The organism is Haloterrigena alkaliphila, assembly GCF_017352155.2.
Lineage (GTDB): Archaea > Halobacteriota > Halobacteria > Halobacteriales > Natrialbaceae > Haloterrigena > Haloterrigena alkaliphila.
Genome location: NZ_CP071462.1, coordinates 725,526 through 745,478 on the forward strand (window position 1 = coordinate 725,526; position 19,953 = coordinate 745,478).

The 19,953-nt window shown below is 63.4% G+C and carries 18 protein-coding genes; 8 read left to right on the forward strand and 10 right to left on the reverse strand.

Features of this window, described 5'->3' with window-relative positions; all coding sequences use genetic code 11:
- Positions 1-78: 78 nt before the first annotated feature.
- From trpB to J0X25_RS22360, 4 genes are all read right to left on the reverse strand, one after another.
- Complete coding sequence (gene trpB / locus J0X25_RS22345; protein WP_207289726.1) at positions 79-1,236, reverse strand: tryptophan synthase subunit beta; 1,158 nt, start codon at positions 1,234-1,236, stop codon at positions 79-81.
- 335 nt (positions 1,237-1,571) lie between these two features.
- Complete coding sequence (locus J0X25_RS22350; RefSeq protein ID WP_207289728.1) at positions 1,572-2,018, reverse strand: hypothetical protein; 447 nt, start codon at positions 2,016-2,018, stop codon at positions 1,572-1,574.
- Positions 2,019-2,164: 146 nt separating this feature from the next.
- The gene (locus J0X25_RS22355; RefSeq protein ID WP_207289730.1) at positions 2,165-3,112 is read right to left on the reverse strand and encodes a hypothetical protein; all 948 of its coding nucleotides are present in this window, start codon (positions 3,110-3,112) and stop codon (positions 2,165-2,167) included.
- 434 nt (positions 3,113-3,546) lie between these two features.
- Positions 3,547-5,232 carry an NADH-quinone oxidoreductase subunit D gene (locus tag J0X25_RS22360; protein ID WP_207289732.1) on the reverse strand — a complete coding sequence of 562 codons (1,686 nt, stop codon included), beginning with the start codon at positions 5,230-5,232 and terminating at the stop codon, positions 3,547-3,549.
- Between the two features lie 299 nt (positions 5,233-5,531).
- Here J0X25_RS22360 and J0X25_RS22365 point away from each other — a divergent pair, with 299 nt between their 5' ends.
- The 3 genes from J0X25_RS22365 to J0X25_RS22375 all read left to right on the forward strand — a co-directional run bounded on the left by J0X25_RS22365 (position 5,532) and on the right by J0X25_RS22375 (position 7,363).
- A complete protein-coding gene (locus J0X25_RS22365) occupies positions 5,532-6,419 on the forward strand; it encodes an acyltransferase (protein WP_207289734.1) in 888 nt (295 codons plus the stop codon).
- Between the two features lie 116 nt (positions 6,420-6,535).
- Entirely contained in the window at positions 6,536-6,865 is a 330-nt protein-coding gene (locus J0X25_RS22370; RefSeq protein WP_207289736.1) for a DUF7577 domain-containing protein, read from the forward strand.
- Positions 6,866-7,042: 177 nt separating this feature from the next.
- Positions 7,043-7,363, forward strand: a complete 321-nt coding sequence (locus J0X25_RS22375; RefSeq protein ID WP_207289737.1) for a HalOD1 output domain-containing protein — start codon at positions 7,043-7,045, stop codon at positions 7,361-7,363.
- A 122-nt stretch (positions 7,364-7,485) separates the two neighbouring features.
- Here J0X25_RS22375 and J0X25_RS22380 read toward each other — a convergent pair whose 3' ends face one another.
- Entirely contained in the window at positions 7,486-8,229 is a 744-nt protein-coding gene (locus tag J0X25_RS22380; protein WP_207289738.1) for a TraB/GumN family protein, read from the reverse strand.
- 264 nt (positions 8,230-8,493) lie between these two features.
- On the opposite strand from J0X25_RS22380, the gene J0X25_RS22385 reads away from it, so the two are divergent.
- On the forward strand, positions 8,494-8,739 hold the full coding sequence (locus tag J0X25_RS22385; protein WP_207289739.1) for a PRC-barrel domain containing protein: 246 nt from the start codon (positions 8,494-8,496) through the stop codon (positions 8,737-8,739).
- A 285-nt stretch (positions 8,740-9,024) separates the two neighbouring features.
- The gene (locus J0X25_RS22390) at positions 9,025-10,164 is read left to right on the forward strand and encodes a hypothetical protein (protein ID WP_207289740.1); all 1,140 of its coding nucleotides are present in this window, start codon (positions 9,025-9,027) and stop codon (positions 10,162-10,164) included.
- 320 nt (positions 10,165-10,484) lie between these two features.
- Here J0X25_RS22390 and prf1 read toward each other — a convergent pair whose 3' ends face one another.
- Positions 10,485-11,741 carry a peptide chain release factor aRF-1 gene (prf1, locus tag J0X25_RS22395; protein ID WP_207289741.1) on the reverse strand — a complete coding sequence of 419 codons (1,257 nt, stop codon included), beginning with the start codon at positions 11,739-11,741 and terminating at the stop codon, positions 10,485-10,487.
- A 184-nt stretch (positions 11,742-11,925) separates the two neighbouring features.
- On the opposite strand from prf1, the gene minD reads away from it, so the two are divergent.
- Positions 11,926-12,801 carry a cell division ATPase MinD gene (minD, locus tag J0X25_RS22400; RefSeq protein ID WP_207289742.1) on the forward strand — a complete coding sequence of 292 codons (876 nt, stop codon included), beginning with the start codon at positions 11,926-11,928 and terminating at the stop codon, positions 12,799-12,801.
- 308 nt (positions 12,802-13,109) lie between these two features.
- A complete protein-coding gene (locus J0X25_RS22405; RefSeq protein WP_207289743.1) occupies positions 13,110-13,661 on the forward strand; it encodes a hypothetical protein in 552 nt (183 codons plus the stop codon).
- Positions 13,662-13,808: 147 nt separating this feature from the next.
- Here J0X25_RS22405 and argS read toward each other — a convergent pair whose 3' ends face one another.
- A complete protein-coding gene (gene argS / locus J0X25_RS22410; RefSeq protein WP_207289745.1) occupies positions 13,809-15,647 on the reverse strand; it encodes an arginine--tRNA ligase in 1,839 nt (612 codons plus the stop codon).
- A 334-nt stretch (positions 15,648-15,981) separates the two neighbouring features.
- On the opposite strand from argS, the gene J0X25_RS22415 reads away from it, so the two are divergent.
- Positions 15,982-18,360, forward strand: a complete 2,379-nt coding sequence (locus J0X25_RS22415) for an alpha/beta hydrolase (protein WP_207289747.1) — start codon at positions 15,982-15,984, stop codon at positions 18,358-18,360.
- A gap of 18 nt (positions 18,361-18,378) precedes the next feature.
- On the opposite strand, the gene J0X25_RS22420 is transcribed toward J0X25_RS22415, so the two are convergent.
- The 3 genes from J0X25_RS22420 to J0X25_RS22430 form a co-directional block, all read right to left on the reverse strand.
- Positions 18,379-18,555, reverse strand: coding sequence for a hypothetical protein (locus J0X25_RS22420; RefSeq protein WP_207289749.1), 177 nt, complete (start codon positions 18,553-18,555; stop codon positions 18,379-18,381).
- 59 nt (positions 18,556-18,614) lie between these two features.
- The gene (udk, locus tag J0X25_RS22425; protein WP_207289751.1) at positions 18,615-19,295 is read right to left on the reverse strand and encodes a uridine kinase; all 681 of its coding nucleotides are present in this window, start codon (positions 19,293-19,295) and stop codon (positions 18,615-18,617) included.
- Between the two features lie 117 nt (positions 19,296-19,412).
- Positions 19,413-19,949 (reverse strand): NUDIX hydrolase, encoded by a 537-nt coding sequence (locus tag J0X25_RS22430; RefSeq protein WP_207289753.1) that lies wholly within the window; start codon positions 19,947-19,949, stop codon positions 19,413-19,415.
- Positions 19,950-19,953 lie beyond the last annotated feature (4 nt).

Sequence of the window (19,953 nt, forward strand, 5' to 3'; positions counted from 1 at the left end):
GTCAATTCGAACACGTGCTTACCGAAGTCAGGCCGCTGGTCTCGCTCGCCTACTCTGAATGAATAACAGCAGTACGGACTACTGCGAGAGGTCGAACTTCGACGCCGCGGTCTCCATGTCCTTGTCGCCCCGTCCCGAGAGGTTGACGAGGATCGTCTCGTGGTCGCCCTCCTCGGCCAGTTGGATCGCCCGCGCGATCGCGTGGCTGGACTCGAGCGCCGGGATGATCCCCTCGGTCTCGCTCAACTCGCGGAAGGCAGCGAGCGCTTCCTCGTCGGTGATCCCGGTGTACTCGCAGCGCCCGACCGCGCGGAACATGGCGTGTTCGGGGCCGACGCCGGGGTAGTCCAGTCCCGCGGAGACGGAGTGGACCTCGACGTCGTCGTCGAGGACGCGCGTTTTCATCCCGTGGAGGACGTCGTCCGTCCCGCTGGACAGCGGCGCGGCGTGTCTGCTCGAGTCGCTCCCCTCGCCGCCGCCCTCGGCGCCGTAGAAGTCGACCGGATCGTCGCGGAACGCGTGGAAGAGCCCGATGGCGTTCGAACCGCCGCCGACGCAGGCGACCGCGGCGTCGGGCAGCCCACCGGTGCGCTCCTGAAATTGCTCGCGAGCCTCGCGGCCGATGACGCTCTGGAAGTCCCGGACCATCCGCGGGAAGGGGTCGGGACCGACGACGCTGCCCACCAGGTAGTGCGTGTTCTCGACGTTCTCGGCGAAGTCCTCGAGCGCGGCGTCGACGGCGTCTGCCAGTCCCTCGTCGCCGCGGGTCACCTCGTTGACCTCGGCGCCCATCAGTCGCATCCGGAAGACGTTCATCTCCTGGCGCTCGGCGTCCTTCTTCCCCATGTAGATCTCCGTCTCGAGGCCCAGCAGCGCGCCGACCATGGCGGTCGCGGTCCCGTGCTGGCCGGCGCCCGTCTCGGCGATGAGTCGATCGCGTCCGGCCCGCTTGGCCAGCAGGGCCTGGCCGAGACAGTTGTTGATCTTGTGGGCGCCGCCGTGAAGCAGGTCCTCGCGCTTGAGGTAGATCTCCGCGCCGTACCGGTCGCTCAGATTGCTCGCGTGGTAGATCGGCGTCGGCCGACCGGCGAACTCCTCGAGCAGGCCGCGCAGTTCCGACCGAAACTCCTCGGTGTCGGCGACCTCGTCGTACGCGTTCGCGAGTTGCTCGAGCGGTTCCTGCAACGAGTCGGGAACGTATCGTCCGCCGTAGCCTTCGAATGTTTCGTCGGTCATGTTTCGTGACTGGGACGCCGGCGGCAAATACGTTCCGCGCTCCGCTCGTAGTTCGTTGGGCCGGCCAGAATGGCATCTGCCGGGCGCTGGCCAGAGGTACTTGGGCCCGCGCGGTCGCCGTGGGTTCGTCGGCCTCAACGCCGACGAGTTCCCCCCGACATCGAGACCCGCGTCCGCTCCCATCACGACCTATCCGACGAGATCGGAGCCCGCAACCCCCACCTGCTGCCGGTACCGATCGATCGGTTCGACGAGATCACCGCCGAGATTGCGGACGTGTACTCAATCAAGTTCACCTGACGCAGCACAAACCGAGACCGAAGATCGGCCTAGAATCATTCATTATTTCCTGAACAATCACCAGATACCCTGATATCGATGTCCCCTTGGGATTCATCTGTTCCATTGCCAACTATAATTAACACATTCACACAAGCAGAGTCGATTTCACCAAGATCTTGCTCTTCCCATTCTGACCGATTTTGATTTCCACTCCATGCATATAAAGTATAACTAGATTTTGATTCTGGTATGCCTGATGATAATTCTCCACTTGAACTACCTCCTTCCCCAGAAGGTTCAACATTTACCGAATCCCAGTATACAGGGCCATTATCATCAATGAGTAGTACATTAATTATGTATGTTCTTTCTCCCCTATTTAAAACAGATACTTCACCTAACCTCGTTTCCGAGGAATCATTTCTGAATAGGCATCCAGTTGAGGGAATCAGTAACGCAGATCCACATATGTGGAGTGCTTTACGGCGAGTGAAGTTCATTGGTTTCACCTAAGGGATCTAGACTTAAGTAGGGCTATAATTTTCGGTGACCCACGATCAGCTATATTTTCTTACTCTAGAAGCTTGTTTCTTTCTATCGGAAAATATAACCTAGAGTTATTTAATCACGTATATTAACCATTTCATTATATATTTTCGATTTCGTAAATATCCTCATCGTTTTGGAGTTCGTTTGGAATTCTTTTTTCTCTTTTTTCATCCGCCGATAACTCTTTTCCTTTCTTAAACTCAGACCAATTAATACCCCCAATTGATGCAGTAGAATAAGCCCCTGGGCCTGATGTCCCCCACCGACGCATATATGTTGGGTAGACTGTTACTGTCTCATTTGTTTCTGCAGTATATTCATCATCACAAGCAGAATCGCCAGGAGAATCGCAATTAGCAGCACCGTATTCAGTTACACTATCCAGAACAGAAATGTCGGCGGCACGATCTGCTCTCACATAGAAGTCAACCCAATGACTTACTGCCACTTGTTGTCTATCATAGCCCCACCAGTATTCCGCCATATTATTATTCACCTCGGATGTATCGTCAAATACTGCTGTTTTTACGATATCAGCAGCAACAACACCGGCTGAAGCATATGGATTAATAGCCCCCAGGCTACCTGCTATGACACTCCATGCTACATCTCCAGATACATCATGGTGGGGTGCGTTGCTGCTCGGTTCTGGGGCCACAAATATTTCGTCAGAGTCTGTCGCTGGATACAAGGAACCCAATATTACGTCAATTTCGACCCCATGGCCATTGATCATACCCCAACAATATTCTGAAGCACCCCTCTGAGCGTATGCAGAGACGGCCAAGTGGTACAAATACCTATCTTGAGAGTCCATCAGACTTTCAATCAGAGTCAGGTTACTAACTATTTCAGTTCGGTTTTCGGAATCTTTTGATGTAATATCATCTTCAACGCTTACCTCATTATAATTGCTAGGGTCACCATTATTCGACCAACTAGGTTCACAATGGCTAGCACTGGCAGTTCCAGTAATACCTGTTATTGCGCCCACTGAAGTGGCCGTAGATACTAACACTTTTCTCCGATTGGTTTTGTCTCCCATCATCGCAAATAGAATGTTCATTTCGATTTACTTAATACTTTTCCTCACTTTTTCTAGTTGAAATTGCTGTCCTCGATATAGAGATAATAGAATTAGTTGCACGAAGATACCGCTCTATCGATTTTACTCAGTGAGTAAGACCCACAAATAATTACATTTATTGTTGAAATCCATAACAATTCTATATTTTATTTCAAAGCTTAAATAATTAAATTAACTTAGTTATTGAGTATAAGTCATACCTGAGTCATGTGAAATGCGAAGAGTAGACCAAAGATGGACAAATTGTATGGATGTCGGTCAGGGTATCAAGCAAGAAGGCCGATCGTGTTCACACCGCACGCGATTACTGCCAAGCGTCTATTATGGAAGGCGGTAACGGGCAGACCTATTGTGAGCAACCGGACAGTTGTCCTGAATGATTAAGTTCTGGATTACCGATCGACGCTGCCGAGCACGATATCGAGACTGCCGAGCGTGGCGATCAGGTCCGCGACGTACTCGCCCTCGGACATCTCCGGCAGCGCCGAGAGGTTGTGGAAACACGGGCTGCGGATCTTGAACCGGGCCGGCGAGTTCGAGCCGTCGGCGCGGATGTAGACCCCGAGTTCGCCCTTCGCGATCTCGACGGCGCGGTAGGTCTCGGTGCCCGCGTCCGGTTTGAGCGTCCTGGGAACGTTGCTCTGGACGGTTCGCTCGTCCTCGGGCCAGTCCTCGATGAGCTCGAGACACTGCTCGATGATCTTGGCCGACTCCTCGACTTCCTGCATCCGCACGAGGACGCGCGCGTGGTTGTCGCAGCCGTCCTCGGTGACGACGTCCCAGTCCAGGTGCTCGTAGTAGCCGTAGGGGTCGTCCCGCCGGAGGTCGTAGTCGATGCCCGAGCCGCGGGCGACTGGGCCCGTACAGCCGTAAGACTTGGCGACCTCGGGCTCGAGGACTCCGGTACCCAGCGTCCGCCGCTGGAAGATCTCGTTGCCAGTCAGCAGGGCGTGGTACTCGTCGACCTTCGCGGGGAGTTCGTCGAGGAAGTCCCGACACTTCTCGATCCACTCCTCGCGAGGCTCGGGGAGGTCCCAGGCGACCCCGCCCAGCCGGAAGTAGTAGAACATCATCCGCTGACCGGTCAGGTCCTCGAGGATGTCCTGGACGACCTCGCGGTCCCGCATGCCGTACTGGAAGATGGCGGTGAAGTCGCCGTAGACGTCCAGCGCGAACGTGGAGACCGCGAGGAAGTGGCCGAGCATCCGGCCGAACTCGACGGACATCGTCCGCAGGATCTGGGCGTACTCGGGGACCTCGATGTCGGCGATGTCCTCGATGGCGCGGGCGACCGCCCACTCGTTGGGGAGGTTCGCCGTGTAGTCCCAGCGGTCCGCGTAGGGGATGATCTGGTGGCGATAGGTTCCGTTCTGGCACATCTGTTCCTCGCAGCGGTGGAGGTAGCCGACGTCGGGGTTCACGTCGACGACCGTCTCGCCGTCGAGGACGGTCTCGAGGTGGAGCACGCCGTGGGTCGCCGGATGGTGCGGACCGATGTTGAGGAACATCGTGTCCGACTCGTCGTCGTGGTGGTCCGGCTGGACCGGGTTGGCGTGTTCGGTGTAGCTGACGAGCTGTGGCTTCTCCTGGTCGTACTCGAGCGAGAGCGGGTGGCCCTGCCAGGTTTCGGGCAGGAGAATGCGCCGCGGATTCGGGTGGCCCTCGTACTCGATGCCGACGAGGTCGTACGCCTCGCGCTCGTGCCAGTCTGCGGTGCGGAAGACCGGTTCGGCGGTCTGGCAGACCGGATCATCCCGGGGTAACTGGACGACCAGCGTGACCTCGTGGGTGCGATTCTCGTACTTCGTCAGGTGGAGGATCGACTCGTAGCGGTCCTCGTACTCCTGTGGCGTGAGACACGAGAGGTGATCGAACCCGGCCTCGTCGCGAAGCAGCGTCAGTACCGCCTGCACGTCGTCCGGACGAATCACGAACGCGGGCGCGTTCTCGTGATCGTCCCGGCGCAGCGTGTACTCTGAGAGCAGCGACTCGAGGCGCTCCTCGTCGACGCCGCTCTCGCGGACGTGGTCGTACTCCGGGTCGATACCCTCCGGCTCTCGCTGGCGTTGGTCACTCATGGTTCCCGTGCGCCGACGAGCGGCGGGCGCGCGTGCCCGACGTACACCCGAGACGGAATTGAGGGTTTTCCCGGATCGGGGAGACTGTCTTCGCTGCGCCAAGGAAACGATCGCCCGAGCGGGGTGCGATTCCGAGAGGTGCGACGCGACGGCGCTCCGACGTTCTGGGACGATCCGCCAGCAGTCGCGGCCCGTTTCCGAGCCGAGCACCCCGGCGGCCCGGTGTGACTCCCGGCGAGGGCCGGCAAAGCGCCCGCACAACCGAACCCCTATGAAGTCGGCGGGCGATACCTCGGGGTATGACAAAGCGGTACGTCTCGCTCCCCGACGAGGCGGAGTCCGGGATGCGCGAATTCATCGACGAGGTCGATCGACGGCTCTCGAGCGACGAGGACACCTGCTCGGTCGTCGAGGACGTCCTGATCGACCTCTCGGGCGATCGCGAGGCCTACGAGCGCTGGCGGAACGGCGCATCGGTCTCGGCGGCCGAGCGCGTCCGCCTGCAGAGCTACGACCCCTGTAACACCACCCTCGAGAGCGAGTACTACGCCGAGAAGGACGAGGAGCGGTTCCGCCGCTCGAAGCACCTCCAGTGGCTCTGGCGACAGTTCGACAGCCTGCCGATCGCGGACAACGTCGAGTTCGCCCTGCGATTCCGCCGGATGCTCGCGGACCACCTCTTCGCCGAGTGCGGCGACGACTGCCGGTTCTTCAAGGGGATCACGTTCACCTACGGCCACAACATCACGATCGGCGACAACACGGTCGTCCACGACGGCGTCCACCTCGACGACCGCGGGAAACTGACCATCGGGGACCGCGTCTCCGTCTCCGACGGCGTCCACGTCTACAGTCACGACCACGACGTCGTCGACCAGACCGCGGTCCGCAACTACCACACGATCGTCGAGGACGACGTCCGCCTCACCTACGACGCGATGGTTCGAGCAGGATGCGAGGTCGGCGAGAACGCCATCGTCGGCGCCCGCGGCATCGTCCAGCACGACATCCCCGCCCACCACATCGCCATCGGCATGCCCGCCAAGAGCGTCAAGATCAAACCGGGCTGGGAGGACGTCGCGACGCCCGTCGACGAGGCCGGCGTCAACCGACAGGAACAGCGTCGCATCGAGTACGATCTGCCCGACGACCTCGAGGCCTTCGACGAGTTCGGTCGCGACCTCTAGGGAGTTCGACCGTCGAATCGATCTGATCTGTCGCTCGACTTATTCGTCGTTTGACGACTCTCTACGCGCGCTGACGCGGGGAATATCCAAGTGTCTTGAGAACAAATAGCACGGTGATGGAGCTCTGGGGTTGGCTCGTCGGCTACGTGGCGCTGTTCGCCCTCCTCCACCTGTTACTGTACTACATGTACGTCAGACGCGGCGACAGCGACGGCGCGGGGTCGGCCTCGTTCGCCGACCCCGACCGCGTGAGTCCACCCACCTCGCCCGGCCCCGACCGCTATCCGGCCGCCGTCGACGACGTCGACGACTCCGACGACCCGGAGGAGGACCACGAACTCGAGTTCGAGGGGGAAACGATTCGCTGTCCCCACTGCGGCGTCCGCAACGAGGCCGACCAGACGTTCACCTACTGCTGGAACTGCGTCTCGTCGCTTCGACAGTGACGGGACTCGAGGGACGTGTTCTGTCGTCAGTCCCCGCCGGGTCTCGTTCCGGCATGCCAGCAATACCGACGGTCGGTATTCCGTGGGACGGTCGCGATCCGTCCCGTATTCCGACCGGTAATGAACGATTACGCTTTTGTTCGTCAAGCACACAGGGTGAGGAGACGCCGAACAGTTATGCACGAACGACGCCCCTCACACCCCGCCTCGCAGTCCCGCTCTCCATCGGTATACCGCGCAGTACACGATCCGGACGGCCCGGCGACGCTCAGTACGACCGTCGTTCACGCGCTGGCCGACTGTCTAGACGTGGACGTGACCGAGGGTCGCGTCACGCTGTACGACGCCGTCGACCCCGACGCGCTGGACGGACTCTTTCGCCCGCGTCACGACGGCCGCCGCCGGAGCGGCGGCACGCTCGCGTTTACGGTTCGCGATCACTACGTGACGGTCGGGAGCGACGGCGAAATCCTGATCGAACCGCCCGTCAGGCGGTAATCCACCATTTCTTCGCGAGTGTCGCCGCCCGGAGCGGCGCTGCGATCACCGGAGACTCGAGCGGAGAGTAGCGAAACGACGGCATCAGGCGGGACGGACGTCAGTACCAGACAGGACCGACGTCAGGCCGACAGCGCGTCCGCGAGCGGTTCCAGGTGGTCGACGCCGACGACCGCGACGACGTCGCCCTCGCGGTCGCGGAGCGTCTCGAGGCGGTCGATCATACACTGTTCGCGCGTCTCGTCGCGGTAGGTGAGCGCGCTGTTGTCGGTCTGAACGCTGCCGAGCAGCGCCTGTACGCTGGCGACGTGCGAACGTTCGTGGGCCGCCTGTCGCTCCGGGGGGTCCTCGTGGTCGCAGTCGTACTCGATCGGGTCGTCGCAAGTGACGGTCATCGACGTCGCGTGGGTCAGCGTCGCGGCGACGCGGCAGGTCAGCGCCTCCCGGGTCGCACCGCCGAGTCCGGAGAGGACGCGACGCGCCGTCGCCGGCGAGACGCGGTCGGCGATCAGCCGCGTCACGAGCCGGCGGACGAACGACCAGTTCGGCGCGTCGATGCCGGCGACGGTCGCCTCGGGCGCCGCGCGGATGGCGGCGCTCATCTCGCCGCCGAAGCGCGGCGGCGCCTCGCCGTCGTCGCGAGCGTACGCTCGATACAGCGGGAGGGCGGCCGTCGGCAACTCGAGGGCGAGCGTGTCGGGGACGACCGATTCGAGGACGCGTTCGACGCGCGCGATGCTTGCGGGGTGGTCGTGGACGACGCCGAGAAGAATACAGTCGCCCGACGTTCCGGAGACCCGACGGCAGAACTGGGGAGTGATCCGGGGGTCGTCGAACGAGGCGGCAAAGGGAGAGGATTCGTCCATGGATTGACTGGTAATACGCGACTACCGCCATAACCCTTCTGTTGGAGGCGACCGCGAGCGAGCCCCAGCCCCGGCCCGACGATGTAAGGATGCCGTACTCGAGCGGTGTCGGTCGCGCGGCCGATAACGATCACCGTGACCCCCGGAACGGTTTGGGCGATTTATTGCTCGCGCGCTCCGCGTCACGAACGAGCGGTCCGTTCGGCAGCGCGTCGAGGGGGGACGCGGACTGACCACAACGAGGCACGAACGACCGTCCCGAACATGACCGAGCAGACGCTCACCGAAGCAGACGAGGGAAAGCGGGTCCTGAACACCGACGGGACCGAAGTCGGTCGGCTCGTAGACGTCCACGACGGCCGCGGGTACATCGAACGCGATCCGAGTCTGACAGAGACGATCTCCGCGAAACTCGGCTGGGGGACCAGAAGCGAGGAAGCCCATCCGCTCGATGAGGGCAGCATCGAAGAGATCACCGCGGACGCGGTCCGTCTCCGCGGAACGCTCTGAGACGGAGCGCTGGTTCGCTGACGTTTTGAATCCGGGAACGCGATGACCTTTCGAATCCGGGAACCCGAGTTTCCTCGCGCGCGAGCGTAGCCGCTCCCGGCGCTAATCACCGCTTTCGCTGTATTCACGGACGGTTTGTATCTCTAACTGGTGTACAGCGGCCCATATTCGGCATATGCCCGCGGTTTATTGTACTGAGATAATAACTAACCGCTGACAAATTTGCCCTTCATCCGCTTGAGTCTATGTCACAATTTCTCAAGCGATTCCCGAAAGGAGGGAGTAATGATGCACACAACCGAACCGGATACGGACGACAACGGAGGCATGACTGCTGGTCAGTACGCACTGGCGGCTATTCTCGCGCTTAGTGCGATGACGTTGATGATCGGGGCGGTTCTCTATGGAACCGGTACACTCGACAGCGCGGAGTTACCAGCGATACAGGACGGCAGCGACCGACCCGATATGCTACCGGGCACAGATGACGAGAACGAATCGGACGATCTAGACGACGACTCGAGTAATGCAGCGACGAACGATTCTGATGGCCCTGATGATGGGTCTGACAGCGGTGACGGTGACTCGAGTAGTTCGGATGACGGAGACGATGAGAACGCAACTGACGGCGTTACAGACCCAGCCGGTGACGATTCGGATAGTGACGCGGAGGAAAACAACAGCACTGACCGGCAGTACCCGATAGACGTAGGCGACGGTGACGGCAACTCGAGCGGTGAAGACGCGAACGAGACACGCAGGGCCCCGAACGATAGCGGGAACCAGTTTGGACACGCCGCAATTGATATCGTTGACTATGACGAGACGATAGCCCCCGGAGAGACGGTCACAGTGACGGCGGAAGTGACCACCGAAGAAGACCAACGTGACGGCGTTGTTCGGTTCTTTGCCGGTGAGCCGCGAGACGAGATCGACGCTGCTACGTTCAGTATCGACGGTGATGAAACCGCGACACTGACGTTCGAATATGTGGCTGAGGGATACGAAGACGGTGATACGTTCAACGTGAGAGTTGGGATCGACCCACGGGTTGACATCGACACTGCACAGGTGGCGGTGTCCATCGCCGACGACGGAAACTCGAGTGACGACGAGTGGACCGATGAAGAACGTGCAGAGGCGGCTGCGATGATCCGGGCATACTTCGAAGGCTATCACGAAGGAATCAACCACGCCTATGACTCGGAGGTAGAGAACGAAGCCGCGATGATTCACCCGAACGAATCACTGACGGGTGATCCGTACGAACAAGAGCCGTGGCCACTCGAGGAGTGGGAGAGTCCGGAAGATGCTCGTGAGGACGGTATCAACCTGGGCGCGGACGAAGGCGCGCAAGCGTTTGGTGACGAGTGGGAAGAGAAACAACCCCCGGTGAATCAGAGTCAGAATCAAACGGCCGATTGAACGTGACGATAGCCGCGCAGCGGTGTCACAGCCGCGTGCGGCCATTTCCCCGAAAGGGGTATTGCGATGAACCTAATGGGATGTGCGCGAATTACTATAACGCGATCAACGACTTCGACGGCGGATAGGGGCAGACCTACCGCCGTTTTTTGGTATGGCGAGACGGAACGTCGCTCATGCATGTGCCGTCGTTCATCATGGTCGTCAACACGTCGGTCGGTGATGTGCGATTCGACGGCCTGACTCGTGTGTAGTCGCTCATGGTTATGGCGACCCCGGCGACAGCGGTGACCGAGACGAAGGTCATCTCGGCAGACGGATTAGACGCCAGTGCTATAACGGAGTAAACCGGCGAAGCCGCCGAAGGCGTTGTAGAGCTGTTCGCCCTTCTCGAAGTCCGTCGAGATGAACTTGGTCTCGGTGCCCCGCTGTTCGGCGATCTCGATGAGGTGGTCGATGGCGTCCTCGCGGTCCTCGTCGGTCGCCTCGAGGTCGGTGCCGCAGTCGGTACAGGTGTGGGTCGGCGTCGACTTCCGGCGGTCGATCACCTCGCGCTCGGTGGCGCCACACTCCGTACAGTCGTAGGTGACGACGTCCTTTCGCAGGTCCTCGCTGATGAGGAGGCGGTCGACCGCGCCCATCATCAGATTCTGGCGGGTCTGCTCGAAGCCGTAAGTCGCCTGATCGCCCGCGTTGAGTTCTTCGAAGAAGGTCTCCATCACCTTCTTGTCCTTCATCACCTCGGCGTCGGCCAGGGCGTCCTCGGCGTTGTCTACCAGGTCCTTCAGGCCGGATTCGTCGGTGTAGGCGACGTCGAACTTGCCGAGCACCTCGTCCTGCAGTTCGTGGTGGAGGTAGTCGCCGTCGAGGAACTCGTCTTTGGTCGGCGAGGGACCGCCCACGAGGATGCCGTCGATCTCGTGGCGCTTGGGGACGAACAGGTCGTTGGCCATCCCCGCGACCTCCTGGTAGAAGTTGTCGATGGCCTCGAGTCGCAGGCGGGCGAATCGCTGGGCGGACTGGCCACCTTTGCGCTGCTTGCCGGGGACGAGCGAAGAGGCGGACTTGACGGGTTCGATGCGTTTGCCCTTCAGCCAGCCGACGTTGGCCTCGCGTCGGTCGAGGACGATCAGGCCGTAGAGGCCCTTGTCCGCCATCATCTCCTCTAGGGGCTCGGTGAGGAACTCGGAGTCGCAGTGGTAGCGGAACGACTCGACCGGCTGGGGCGGGCTCTCGAGGACCTTCGTGACCATCTCGGTGCGACCGCCGCCGGAGTCGACCGCGCCGGAGAACAGCACCATCCCGTTCTCGGGCGGGTTCTTGTAGTACTTGAGTCGGTCCTTGATGCTCGTCAGCGCGTCCTGGACGGCCGTCCGCGTCTGTTTGGACTTGATGTTGGCCGCCTCGCTGTGTTCCTGTGTGACGTGCTGGACGACGTCACTGATCTGTCTATCCTCAGGTACGTAGATCGTTACGAGCTGCGTCCCGGAGCCGTCGAAGTCCTTGAGATCCTCGAGAACCTTCCGGAACTCGTACTTCTTCCGGTCGGATTGCTCCTGCTCGCCCTCCTGGCTCATTGTCCCTAGAAAACGGGCCTGTGGGTAAGTATTCTTTGAGACGACCGCGGTATCGCGGCTCGCGGTGGGCCGTCTCCATCGAAACGGGTGTGAATGGCACGCACAGGACTCGAGCGCGCCGCGGGTCGCGAGTCGAGGTGACGTTTTAAGGTCCTCCCGTTCCACTGTCCGGACAGTATCCAGTATGTCTCACGAGACGGTCTATGCTATCGCGAGCGGAAAGGGCGGCGTCGGGAAGACGACGACGACGGTCAACCTCGGCACGGCGCTGGCCGGGGCCGGCGAGCGCGTCGCCATCGTCGACGCCGACCTCGGCATGGCAAACCTCGCCGGGTTCGTCAGCCTCTCTCCAGACTCGACGACGCTCCACGACGTCCTCGCCGGCGACGCATCGGTCGACGACGCGACCTACCGCATCACCGACAACATCGTCGCCGTCCCGAGCGGAACCAGCCTCGACGAGTACGCCGACACCTCCCCGGAAGGCCTGCGCGACGTCGTCGCCGAACTCCGGGAGGAGTTCGACTACGTCTTTCTCGACGTCGGCGCCGGCGTCAGCCACGAGACAGTGCTCCCGCTGGGGCTGGCCGACGCCGTCGTCCTCGTCTCGACGCCCGAACCCGCGGCCGTCCACGACTCGAAGAAGACCCTCGAGTTGACCGAACGCGCCGGCGGCGAGGTCGCCGGACTCGTCGTCACCCGGACTCGGCCGGAGAGCGACGTCTCCTACGAGGAGATCGCGACGCGCCTCGAGACGCCGCTGCTGGGAACGGTCCCCGAGGATCCCGCGGCCCGCGAGAGCGTCTACGCCGGAACCCCGCTGGTCGTCTACGAACCCGACGGCCCGGCGGCCGTCGCCTACCGACGGCTCGCCGCCGACCTCACGGGTATCGACGTCCCCGCCCCGGGCGCGGAGAGCGACTCGGCGGACGGTGACGACATCGACGACGGCGACGACGGCGCCCCGGCGGACGCGGACGAAGCGGACGAAGCGGACGGGCGAGAAGCGGCGCACGACGACGTCTCGAGCGCGATTACGGAAGCCGAAACCGATCCCTGAGTCCGTTCTCGAGACGCACGCCGTCCCGTTCGCGGTTCGGTAGGCGGTTCCTGTATCGATCGGTTCCGCGGCGTGGGTGCGGTTCGCTGTCGCGTCTCGTGAGACTTTCTCTCTCGTGATAATCAGCGTATACGATCAGTCACGGGTCCCATATCGTTCGCCAGCTGAAGTGCCGATCGTCCACGAGAGGGGTCGTTAGCGGGGATTTTCGTCAGTTCGATCGAGACGATCGGCCCGAAACCGACGGTCACGGCGAGCGGACGGTAACGAGCTGATTACTAATCAACTCCTGTACCGATGGGTCGCCCATGGAGCGACGAAAGATCCTCCTCGGCAGTGGCGCAGCGCTCGCGACCGCACTCGCTGGCTGTTCGGACAGCGAGACCAGCGACGACACCCCGGATACCGACGGCGGAAACGGGTCCAACGAAACGAAAAACGGCAACGGTAACGGAAACGGGAACGGAACCGACCCCGAAGACGACACGAACGAGACCGACGAACGCAACGTCGACGACGTGCCCGGCTTCGACGGGACGAAACTCGATCTCGAGACCGACGCGGTGGAGATCACGAAGATCGAACGCAAGGGCGACGCGGTCGACGTCGTGGCGACGTCCGAGGTCACCGACCGCGAGAAACTGTACGCGGAACTCGAGTCGTTCGCCGACGATCACGACGAGGCGGCCGTCGACCTCGAGGCCTTCGCGGACGCGATCCACGTAGTCGAGTGGACGCTCGAACACGACGGCTCGCAGGTGGCCTCGTTCTCGGTCCACGTCTCGTGGCTCGTCGACTACCGCGAGGGCGACCTCTCGAAGGAGGAGTTCCTCGAGTACGTCAAGGACACCGCCGAGTAACGCGATCGGGCCGTCGATACCGTCGATCCGATCGATCGACCGCGAACCGGAATTCCGATCTTTTTCGCACGGAGTCGCACTCCGGACGTCAGCCTGCAGACTACAGAGAGGGTGCAGACTGCAGAGAAAGGATGTTTTCCGGCGCTGCTACATCGACCGCGGAGCCTCGACGCCGAGGATCGACAGGGCGTTGGCGATCGTGTGCTTCGAGGCGGCCACGAGCGCCAGTCGCGCCTCGCGGACCGCGGGGTCGACGTCGTCGGCCAGCACCGGACACTCCCGGTAGAAGGCGTTGAACCGGTCGGCGAACTCGCGGGTGTAGGTCGCGACCCGGTGGGGTTCGAGGTCGTCGGCCGCCTCGTCGACGACCGCCGGGAACCGGCCGATCGTCTCGAGCAGGTCGCGTTCGGCGTCGGTCTCGAGCAGGTCGGCCTCGAGGGCCTCGAGTTCGACGTCCTGGGCCGCGAGGTCGGTTTCGGGGTCGAGTCCGGCTGCTCGCGGGCGCTGCCCGCTCGCATCTTCCGTGGCGCTTCGCGCCACGCTCTCCTCCAGGATGCCACAGCACCGCGCGTGGACGTACTGGACGTACGGCGCCGACTGGGCCTCGAAGTCCAGCGCCTGCTCCCACTCGAAGGTGATCGCCTTCGTCGGTTGCTTGGAGACGATGTCGTAGCGGACCGCGCCGATCCCGACCTGGTGGGCGATGCGCTCGATGTCGTCCTCGTCCAAGTCGTCGTCGCGGATGCGGTCGTCCAGTCGGTCCTCGACCTCCTGTCGGGCGCGGTCGATCGCCTCGTCGAGCAGGTCGTCCAGGTCGACGCCCGTGCCGCGACGCGTCGACATCTTCCCCTCGGGCAGGTTGACGTAGGAGTACAGCACCTGCTGCAGTCCGTCGGTGTCGTTGCCGATCAACTCGAGCGTGGTGCGCACCTGCTTAGCCTGCAGTTTGTGGTCCTCGCCGAGTACCGTCACCGCGCGGTCGTACTCGTCGAACTTCCACTCGTGATGGGCCAGGTCCCGGGTCGCGTAGAGGGAAGTATCGTCCGAGCGCAGGAAGACGAGATTCTTGTCGATGCCGTGCTCGTCGAGTTCGAGTTGCCAGGCGTCCTCCTCGTAGACGGCTTCGTCGAGTTCCTTCAGTCGCGAGACGAGGTCGTCGGTGTCGCCGTTGCGCATGAACCGGGTCTCCTTGACGAACTCGTCGAACTCGGCGGGCAGGCGCCCGAGGCAGGCGTTCATTCCCGAGAGCACCTGATCGACGACCTCGCTGACCCGCTCGTAGGTCTCGTCGTCGCCCGCCTCGAGACCCTGCATGATCGATTCGATCTCCGCCTCTGCTTCTTCGACCTCCTCGTCGGGGCCGTCCTCGAGGAAGGCGTTGCCCCTGCGGTAGTAGCGCACGAGGTCGTACTCGATGCGGTCGCGTTCCGGCTCCGTCTCGAGGTCGTCCTCGTCGAAGGTCTCGTAGGCCCACGTGAAGACGGCCATCTGCCGGCCGGCGTCGTTGACGTAATAGTGGCGGTCGACGTCGTAGCCGGCGTACTCGAGGAGGTTCGCGACGGCGTCGCCGATGATCGGATTCCGGGCGCGGCCGACGTGGACCGGCCCCGTCGGGTTCGCGCTCGTGTGCTCGACGACGACCGACGTGTCGCGGTCCTCGAGCGCCCCGTAGTCCGCGTCGGTCGCGGTCGCGAGGGTCTCCTCGAAGTAGGCCTGACTCGGCAGGAAGTTGAGGTACGGTCCCTGCGTCCGAATCTCGGCAACGTAGGTCAGGTTGTCGGCGTCGAGTTCGTCCGCGATCTGACCGGCGATCTGCGGCGGGGGAGCGCCGGCTTCACTGGCGAGTCGGAAGGCCGCGCTCGAGGCGAGGACGCTGTCGACGTCTTCCGGCGGTTCTTCGATCCCGAGGTCGTCGGTCGGGAAGTCGAGTGCGGAGAGCGCCCGCTCGAGGGCGTCCTCGACCTCCGCGCGCAAGGCAAGGAACATACCCGCCCGTATTCAGGGCGGCAGTAAAGGAATGTCGGGTTCCGCTCCGCGGTCGAGCGGGGACCAGTCGAGCGCGGACCGATCGATTGGGGGCCGGTCAGCGCAGGAATGCGGGAGCGGGTGACGGGACTGGATAGCGCCACGACCAGTGACCAGTCACCTCTGGGATTGGTACGTAGCGGTGAGAATAAAAATACCATTTCATACGCGGAACTAGACTGATCCAGCACAACGTTGGCCCCGACTGTGTGATGGGACACGTTCGAACGCAACGGGAACGATCAGCGATCGCGGAACGGGGAGCGAACCGGCCGATCGAGAGCGGAGGGCGCCGATGAGCCGAGAGCCGCAACCGTCGATGGGACTCTCGCGGCGGCACCTGCTGTCGAACGCCGCCGCGACAGCCGCCGTCGGGGCGTTGTTCAGCTCGAGCGCGGCCGCCGCCAGTTCGAGCGCGAGGGCCGAGTCGGGCGTGATGCTCGAGTCGGACGAGCGATCGACGACCGGCACGGACGCCGACCACGCGGCGCGGGATATCGTCCTCGAGAGCCACGACGGGACCGAACTCGCGGCGACGGTGTTCCGGCCCGCGGGCGCGAGCGCCGACGAGCCGGTGCCGATGATTCTCCACTCGCACGGCTGGTCCGGGTCGCGAACCAGGCGGGCGGTAGCCTTCGAGACGGAACTCGATCGCGGCTTCGGCGTCCTGAGCCTCGACCAGCGCGGCCACGGCGACTCCGGCGGCAAGGCTCACGTCCAGAACCCCGACCTCGAGGGCCGGGACGTGATGGTCGTCCTCGACTACGTCGCAGGCCTCGAGTGGGTCCGGCGCAGCGTCGACGGGAGCGGCGAGCCGATCGCGGACGATCCGATGGTCTTCGCCGTCGGCGGCAGCTACGGCGGCGCCTACCAGCTCGTGGGCGCCTTTACCGAACGCCGCGAGCGGGGGTCGACGCGGTTCGACGCGCTGGCGCCCCAGATCACCTGGTTCGACCTCTCGGAGTCGCTGGCCCCGCAGGGGGTCACCCGCAGCACCTGGATGCTGCTCCTCTACCTGGCCGGCTTCACCATGCAGCCCGAGCACATCCACCGCGGCTTCCTCTGGGGACTCGCGACGGGGCAGTGGCCACAGGGGGAGACGCCGGGCATCCCGGATCTCGACTCGGAGTTTCACCGCAACGGCCCCAGCGGGTTCGTCGACGACGGCATTCGCCTCGATATCCCCGTCCTGTTCGGGCAGGGCATCGACGACAACCTGTTCAACCTCAATCAGGGCTGGAAGAACCTCGAGCGCGCGCTGACCGACGACGCCCGAAAGGGAAGCGCGCTGGTTGGCTACAACGGCGGCCACGCCCTTCCGAACGTCCTCCCACCGGGATCCAGCGCCTCGGGCAACGCCTGCTCGGACGGCGGCTTCGAGGAGCGCCGGCTCCGGTTCTTCGAGGCGGTCCGCGACGGCGGCGACGCCCGCGACGTCGTCGACGCGCGCTACCAACTGACGACCATGGACGGCAGCCGGTGTATCGAACGGGCTGTCCTCGACGAGCACGAGACCGTGGCCGTCGGCGACGCTGAGTGCGACGTCGTCGAGGTCGACGCCCTCGCGAACGCGGGCTTCAACGCGGTCGCCGACATCACCCACGACGCGGACGCCGAGGCGATCGTCGACGCGAAAGGGAGCGAACTCGAGACCCGACTCGACGGGGACGACGACGGCGTCTTCGACGGCGACGGGTTCCCCGACGGACTCCTCGACGACGAGAGCCTCCTCGGCGACGAACCGCCGCTCGAGGCGGCCGTCGGCGACCTCCTCGAGACCGACGGGACGACGCTCACGACCGGCGTCGGCGTTCCCAAACACCTCGAGATCGGGGAGGGGCCGCTGACGGTCGCGGGGATCCCGTTCATGCGAGCGACGGTGACCACCGCCACCGGCGAGCAGCGGCTCTTCGCCGCCCTCTCGGTCGGGACGTCGCCCGCCGACGCCACGGTGGTCCAGAACAACATGATGCCGCTGCGCGAGTCGGAACCCGTCGACGGCGCCGAGCGGGAGATCGAACTCCCCGGCGTCGCGGTCGACGTCGCCGAGGGTGAGAAACTGTTCCTCACGCTGTCGGCCGTCTCGGATATGTCGATCCTCCACGGGTCGCGCGTCCCCGGCGTGGTGACGCTCGAGGACATCGACGTCGACCTCCCCGTCGCGGGCGAACCGCCCGAGGACTGCGACTGTGAAGACGACGAGAACGATAGCGGCGAGGACGACGACGGCTCGGACGATGACGGATCGAACGACGATGGAGGTAACGGTGACGACGGTTCGGATGACGACGGATCAGACGGGAGCGACGACGATGATGGATCGGACGGTGACGACGGATCGGACGGAACAGATGACGACGATGATTCTGGCGGATCCGGCGGAGGCGACGATTCGGAGGGGAGCGACGGCGCCGATGGCACGGATGGGACGAAAAAGAAGAAGAAGAAAGGGAAGGGAGGCTCGAGCGAAGGAAGCGACGGCGAAGGGGCGAACGATACCCTCGAAAGTTCCGAGTCCGATGAGAACGGCGGCGACGAGAGTAACGGCGACAGTAGCCCCGGAGCGGGCGTTCTCGGCGCGCTCGGGACCCTCGGCGGCGTCGGATACATGCTCTCGAGACGCCTCGAGGCCGTCGACGTCGATGCGTCGGATGCAGAACGCGACGAGTCGTAGTTCGACTCCAACGCCTGCTTAGTCGAACTGCGCCCCGGCCTCGCGGAACCGCTCCTCGTGGACCGGTCGGAACGTCTCGCTCGAGGCGAGGACGCTGTCGACGTCTTCCGGCGGTTCTTCGATCCCGAGGTCGTCGGTCGGGAAGTCGAGTGCGGAGCGCGCCCGCTCGAGGACGTCCTCGGCCCCTCCGTGCAAGGCAAGGAGCCCGTATTCAGGGCCGAAGTACAGGATGTCGGGTTCGCTCGCCTTCGCCGTTACTCCGTCGTCGGACCCTCGAATGACAGTTCGGAGTCGGGTTCATCTCCCGGCTCGCGGCCGTCGCTGACGAGTTCGGCCTGAATCTTCTCGGTCAACAGGTCGACCGCCATTCGGTTCGCCCCTTCGGGAATGATCACGTCCGCGTTCTTCTTCGTCGGTTCGACGAACTGCTCGTGCATCGGTTTGACCGTTTCGAGGTACTGCTCGATCACCCCCTCCAGATCGCGGCCGCGCTCGAGGACGTCGCGGTCGATCCGTCGCAGGATCCGGACGTCCGCGTCGGTCATCACGTAAACGCGGAGATCCAGCATCTCGAGGATATCCTCGTCGTACAGCGAGAGGATACCCTCCAGGACGATCACGTCCGTCGGCTCGACCGTGACGCGCTCGTCCTTGCGGTTGTGGACTTCGAAGTCGTACTGGGGCATCTCGACCGGCTGACCCATGAGCAGGGCGTCCAGTTGCTCCCGGAGGAGGTCCCACTCGAAGGCCGACGGGTGATCGTAGTTGACGTCCGCTCGCTCTTCGTACGTGAGGTGCGAGAGATCTTTGTAGTAGTTGTCGATCGGAATACGGGTGACCGCTTCGCCGACCGTCTCGGCGACGGTCCGCGCGACGGTCGTCTTTCCGGCTCCCGTCCCGCCGGCGATCCCGATAGCGAACGACGGAATGCTCATCGTCCGATGGAGGGTCGGATCGCTATTGAATCCCCTGATCCCGTCTCGCGTCGGTTCCGGTCGCGGCCGTCGACGACCCGCTCCGCGCCGGATTCGAGGACCGGGGCGAGGCGACGGTCACTCGAAGACCGCGGCGGCCTCCCGGAACCGCTCCTCGTGGACGGGTCGGAACCGCTCGTCGGAGGCGTCGAACTCCGCCGGCGTCCGGAACCGCGCGGTCGTCGCGTCGCTGCCGGCCACCGGCTCGCCTGTGGCCTCCGCGCGGTCGGCGACGTAGTGGACCGTGACGACGTGTTTGCCGTCCCGCGGCGCCATCGCGGACGCGCTCAGGATCTCGAGCGCCTCGGGATCGACGGCGACGCCGGTCTCCTCCTCGAGTTCGCGGACGGCGGTCTCGGGCGGCTCCTCGCCGATTTCCATGTGGCCGCCGGGGAGGGTCCACTCGCCGACGCCGGGCGGCACGCCGCGTTCGACGCAGAGCACCGCGGGGTCGGGCCGCGAGCGGTCGACGACCGCGACGCTGGCGCAGGGGACCGGATTGTGCCAGACGACGGTCTCGCAGGCCGGACAGCGCTTTCGGTCGCGGTCGTCGACGGTGGTCGTCTCGAGACGGGTTCCACAGTCGGGACAGAACGTCGGCGGTCGGCTGACCATCTGT

Coding starts and splice junctions, on each gene's coding strand:
- trpB (WP_207289726.1), bottom strand. CDS start 1,236: ATGACCGACGAAACATTCGAAGGCTACGGCGGACGATACGTTCCCGAC.
- J0X25_RS22350 (WP_207289728.1), bottom strand. CDS start 2,018: ATGAACTTCACTCGCCGTAAAGCACTCCACATATGTGGATCTGCGTTA.
- J0X25_RS22355 (WP_207289730.1), bottom strand. CDS start 3,112: ATGGGAGACAAAACCAATCGGAGAAAAGTGTTAGTATCTACGGCCACT.
- J0X25_RS22360 (WP_207289732.1), bottom strand. CDS start 5,232: ATGAGTGACCAACGCCAGCGAGAGCCGGAGGGTATCGACCCGGAGTAC.
- J0X25_RS22365 (WP_207289734.1), top strand. CDS start 5,532: ATGACAAAGCGGTACGTCTCGCTCCCCGACGAGGCGGAGTCCGGGATG.
- J0X25_RS22370 (WP_207289736.1), top strand. CDS start 6,536: ATGGAGCTCTGGGGTTGGCTCGTCGGCTACGTGGCGCTGTTCGCCCTC.
- J0X25_RS22375 (WP_207289737.1), top strand. CDS start 7,043: ATGCACGAACGACGCCCCTCACACCCCGCCTCGCAGTCCCGCTCTCCA.
- J0X25_RS22380 (WP_207289738.1), bottom strand. CDS start 8,229: ATGGACGAATCCTCTCCCTTTGCCGCCTCGTTCGACGACCCCCGGATC.
- J0X25_RS22385 (WP_207289739.1), top strand. CDS start 8,494: ATGACCGAGCAGACGCTCACCGAAGCAGACGAGGGAAAGCGGGTCCTG.
- J0X25_RS22390 (WP_207289740.1), top strand. CDS start 9,025: ATGATGCACACAACCGAACCGGATACGGACGACAACGGAGGCATGACT.
- prf1 (WP_207289741.1), bottom strand. CDS start 11,741: ATGAGCCAGGAGGGCGAGCAGGAGCAATCCGACCGGAAGAAGTACGAG.
- minD (WP_207289742.1), top strand. CDS start 11,926: ATGTCTCACGAGACGGTCTATGCTATCGCGAGCGGAAAGGGCGGCGTC.
- J0X25_RS22405 (WP_207289743.1), top strand. CDS start 13,110: ATGGAGCGACGAAAGATCCTCCTCGGCAGTGGCGCAGCGCTCGCGACC.
- argS (WP_207289745.1), bottom strand. CDS start 15,647: ATGTTCCTTGCCTTGCGCGCGGAGGTCGAGGACGCCCTCGAGCGGGCG.
- J0X25_RS22415 (WP_207289747.1), top strand. CDS start 15,982: ATGAGCCGAGAGCCGCAACCGTCGATGGGACTCTCGCGGCGGCACCTG.
- udk (WP_207289751.1), bottom strand. CDS start 19,295: ATGAGCATTCCGTCGTTCGCTATCGGGATCGCCGGCGGGACGGGAGCC.
- J0X25_RS22430 (WP_207289753.1), bottom strand. CDS start 19,949: ATGGTCAGCCGACCGCCGACGTTCTGTCCCGACTGTGGAACCCGTCTC.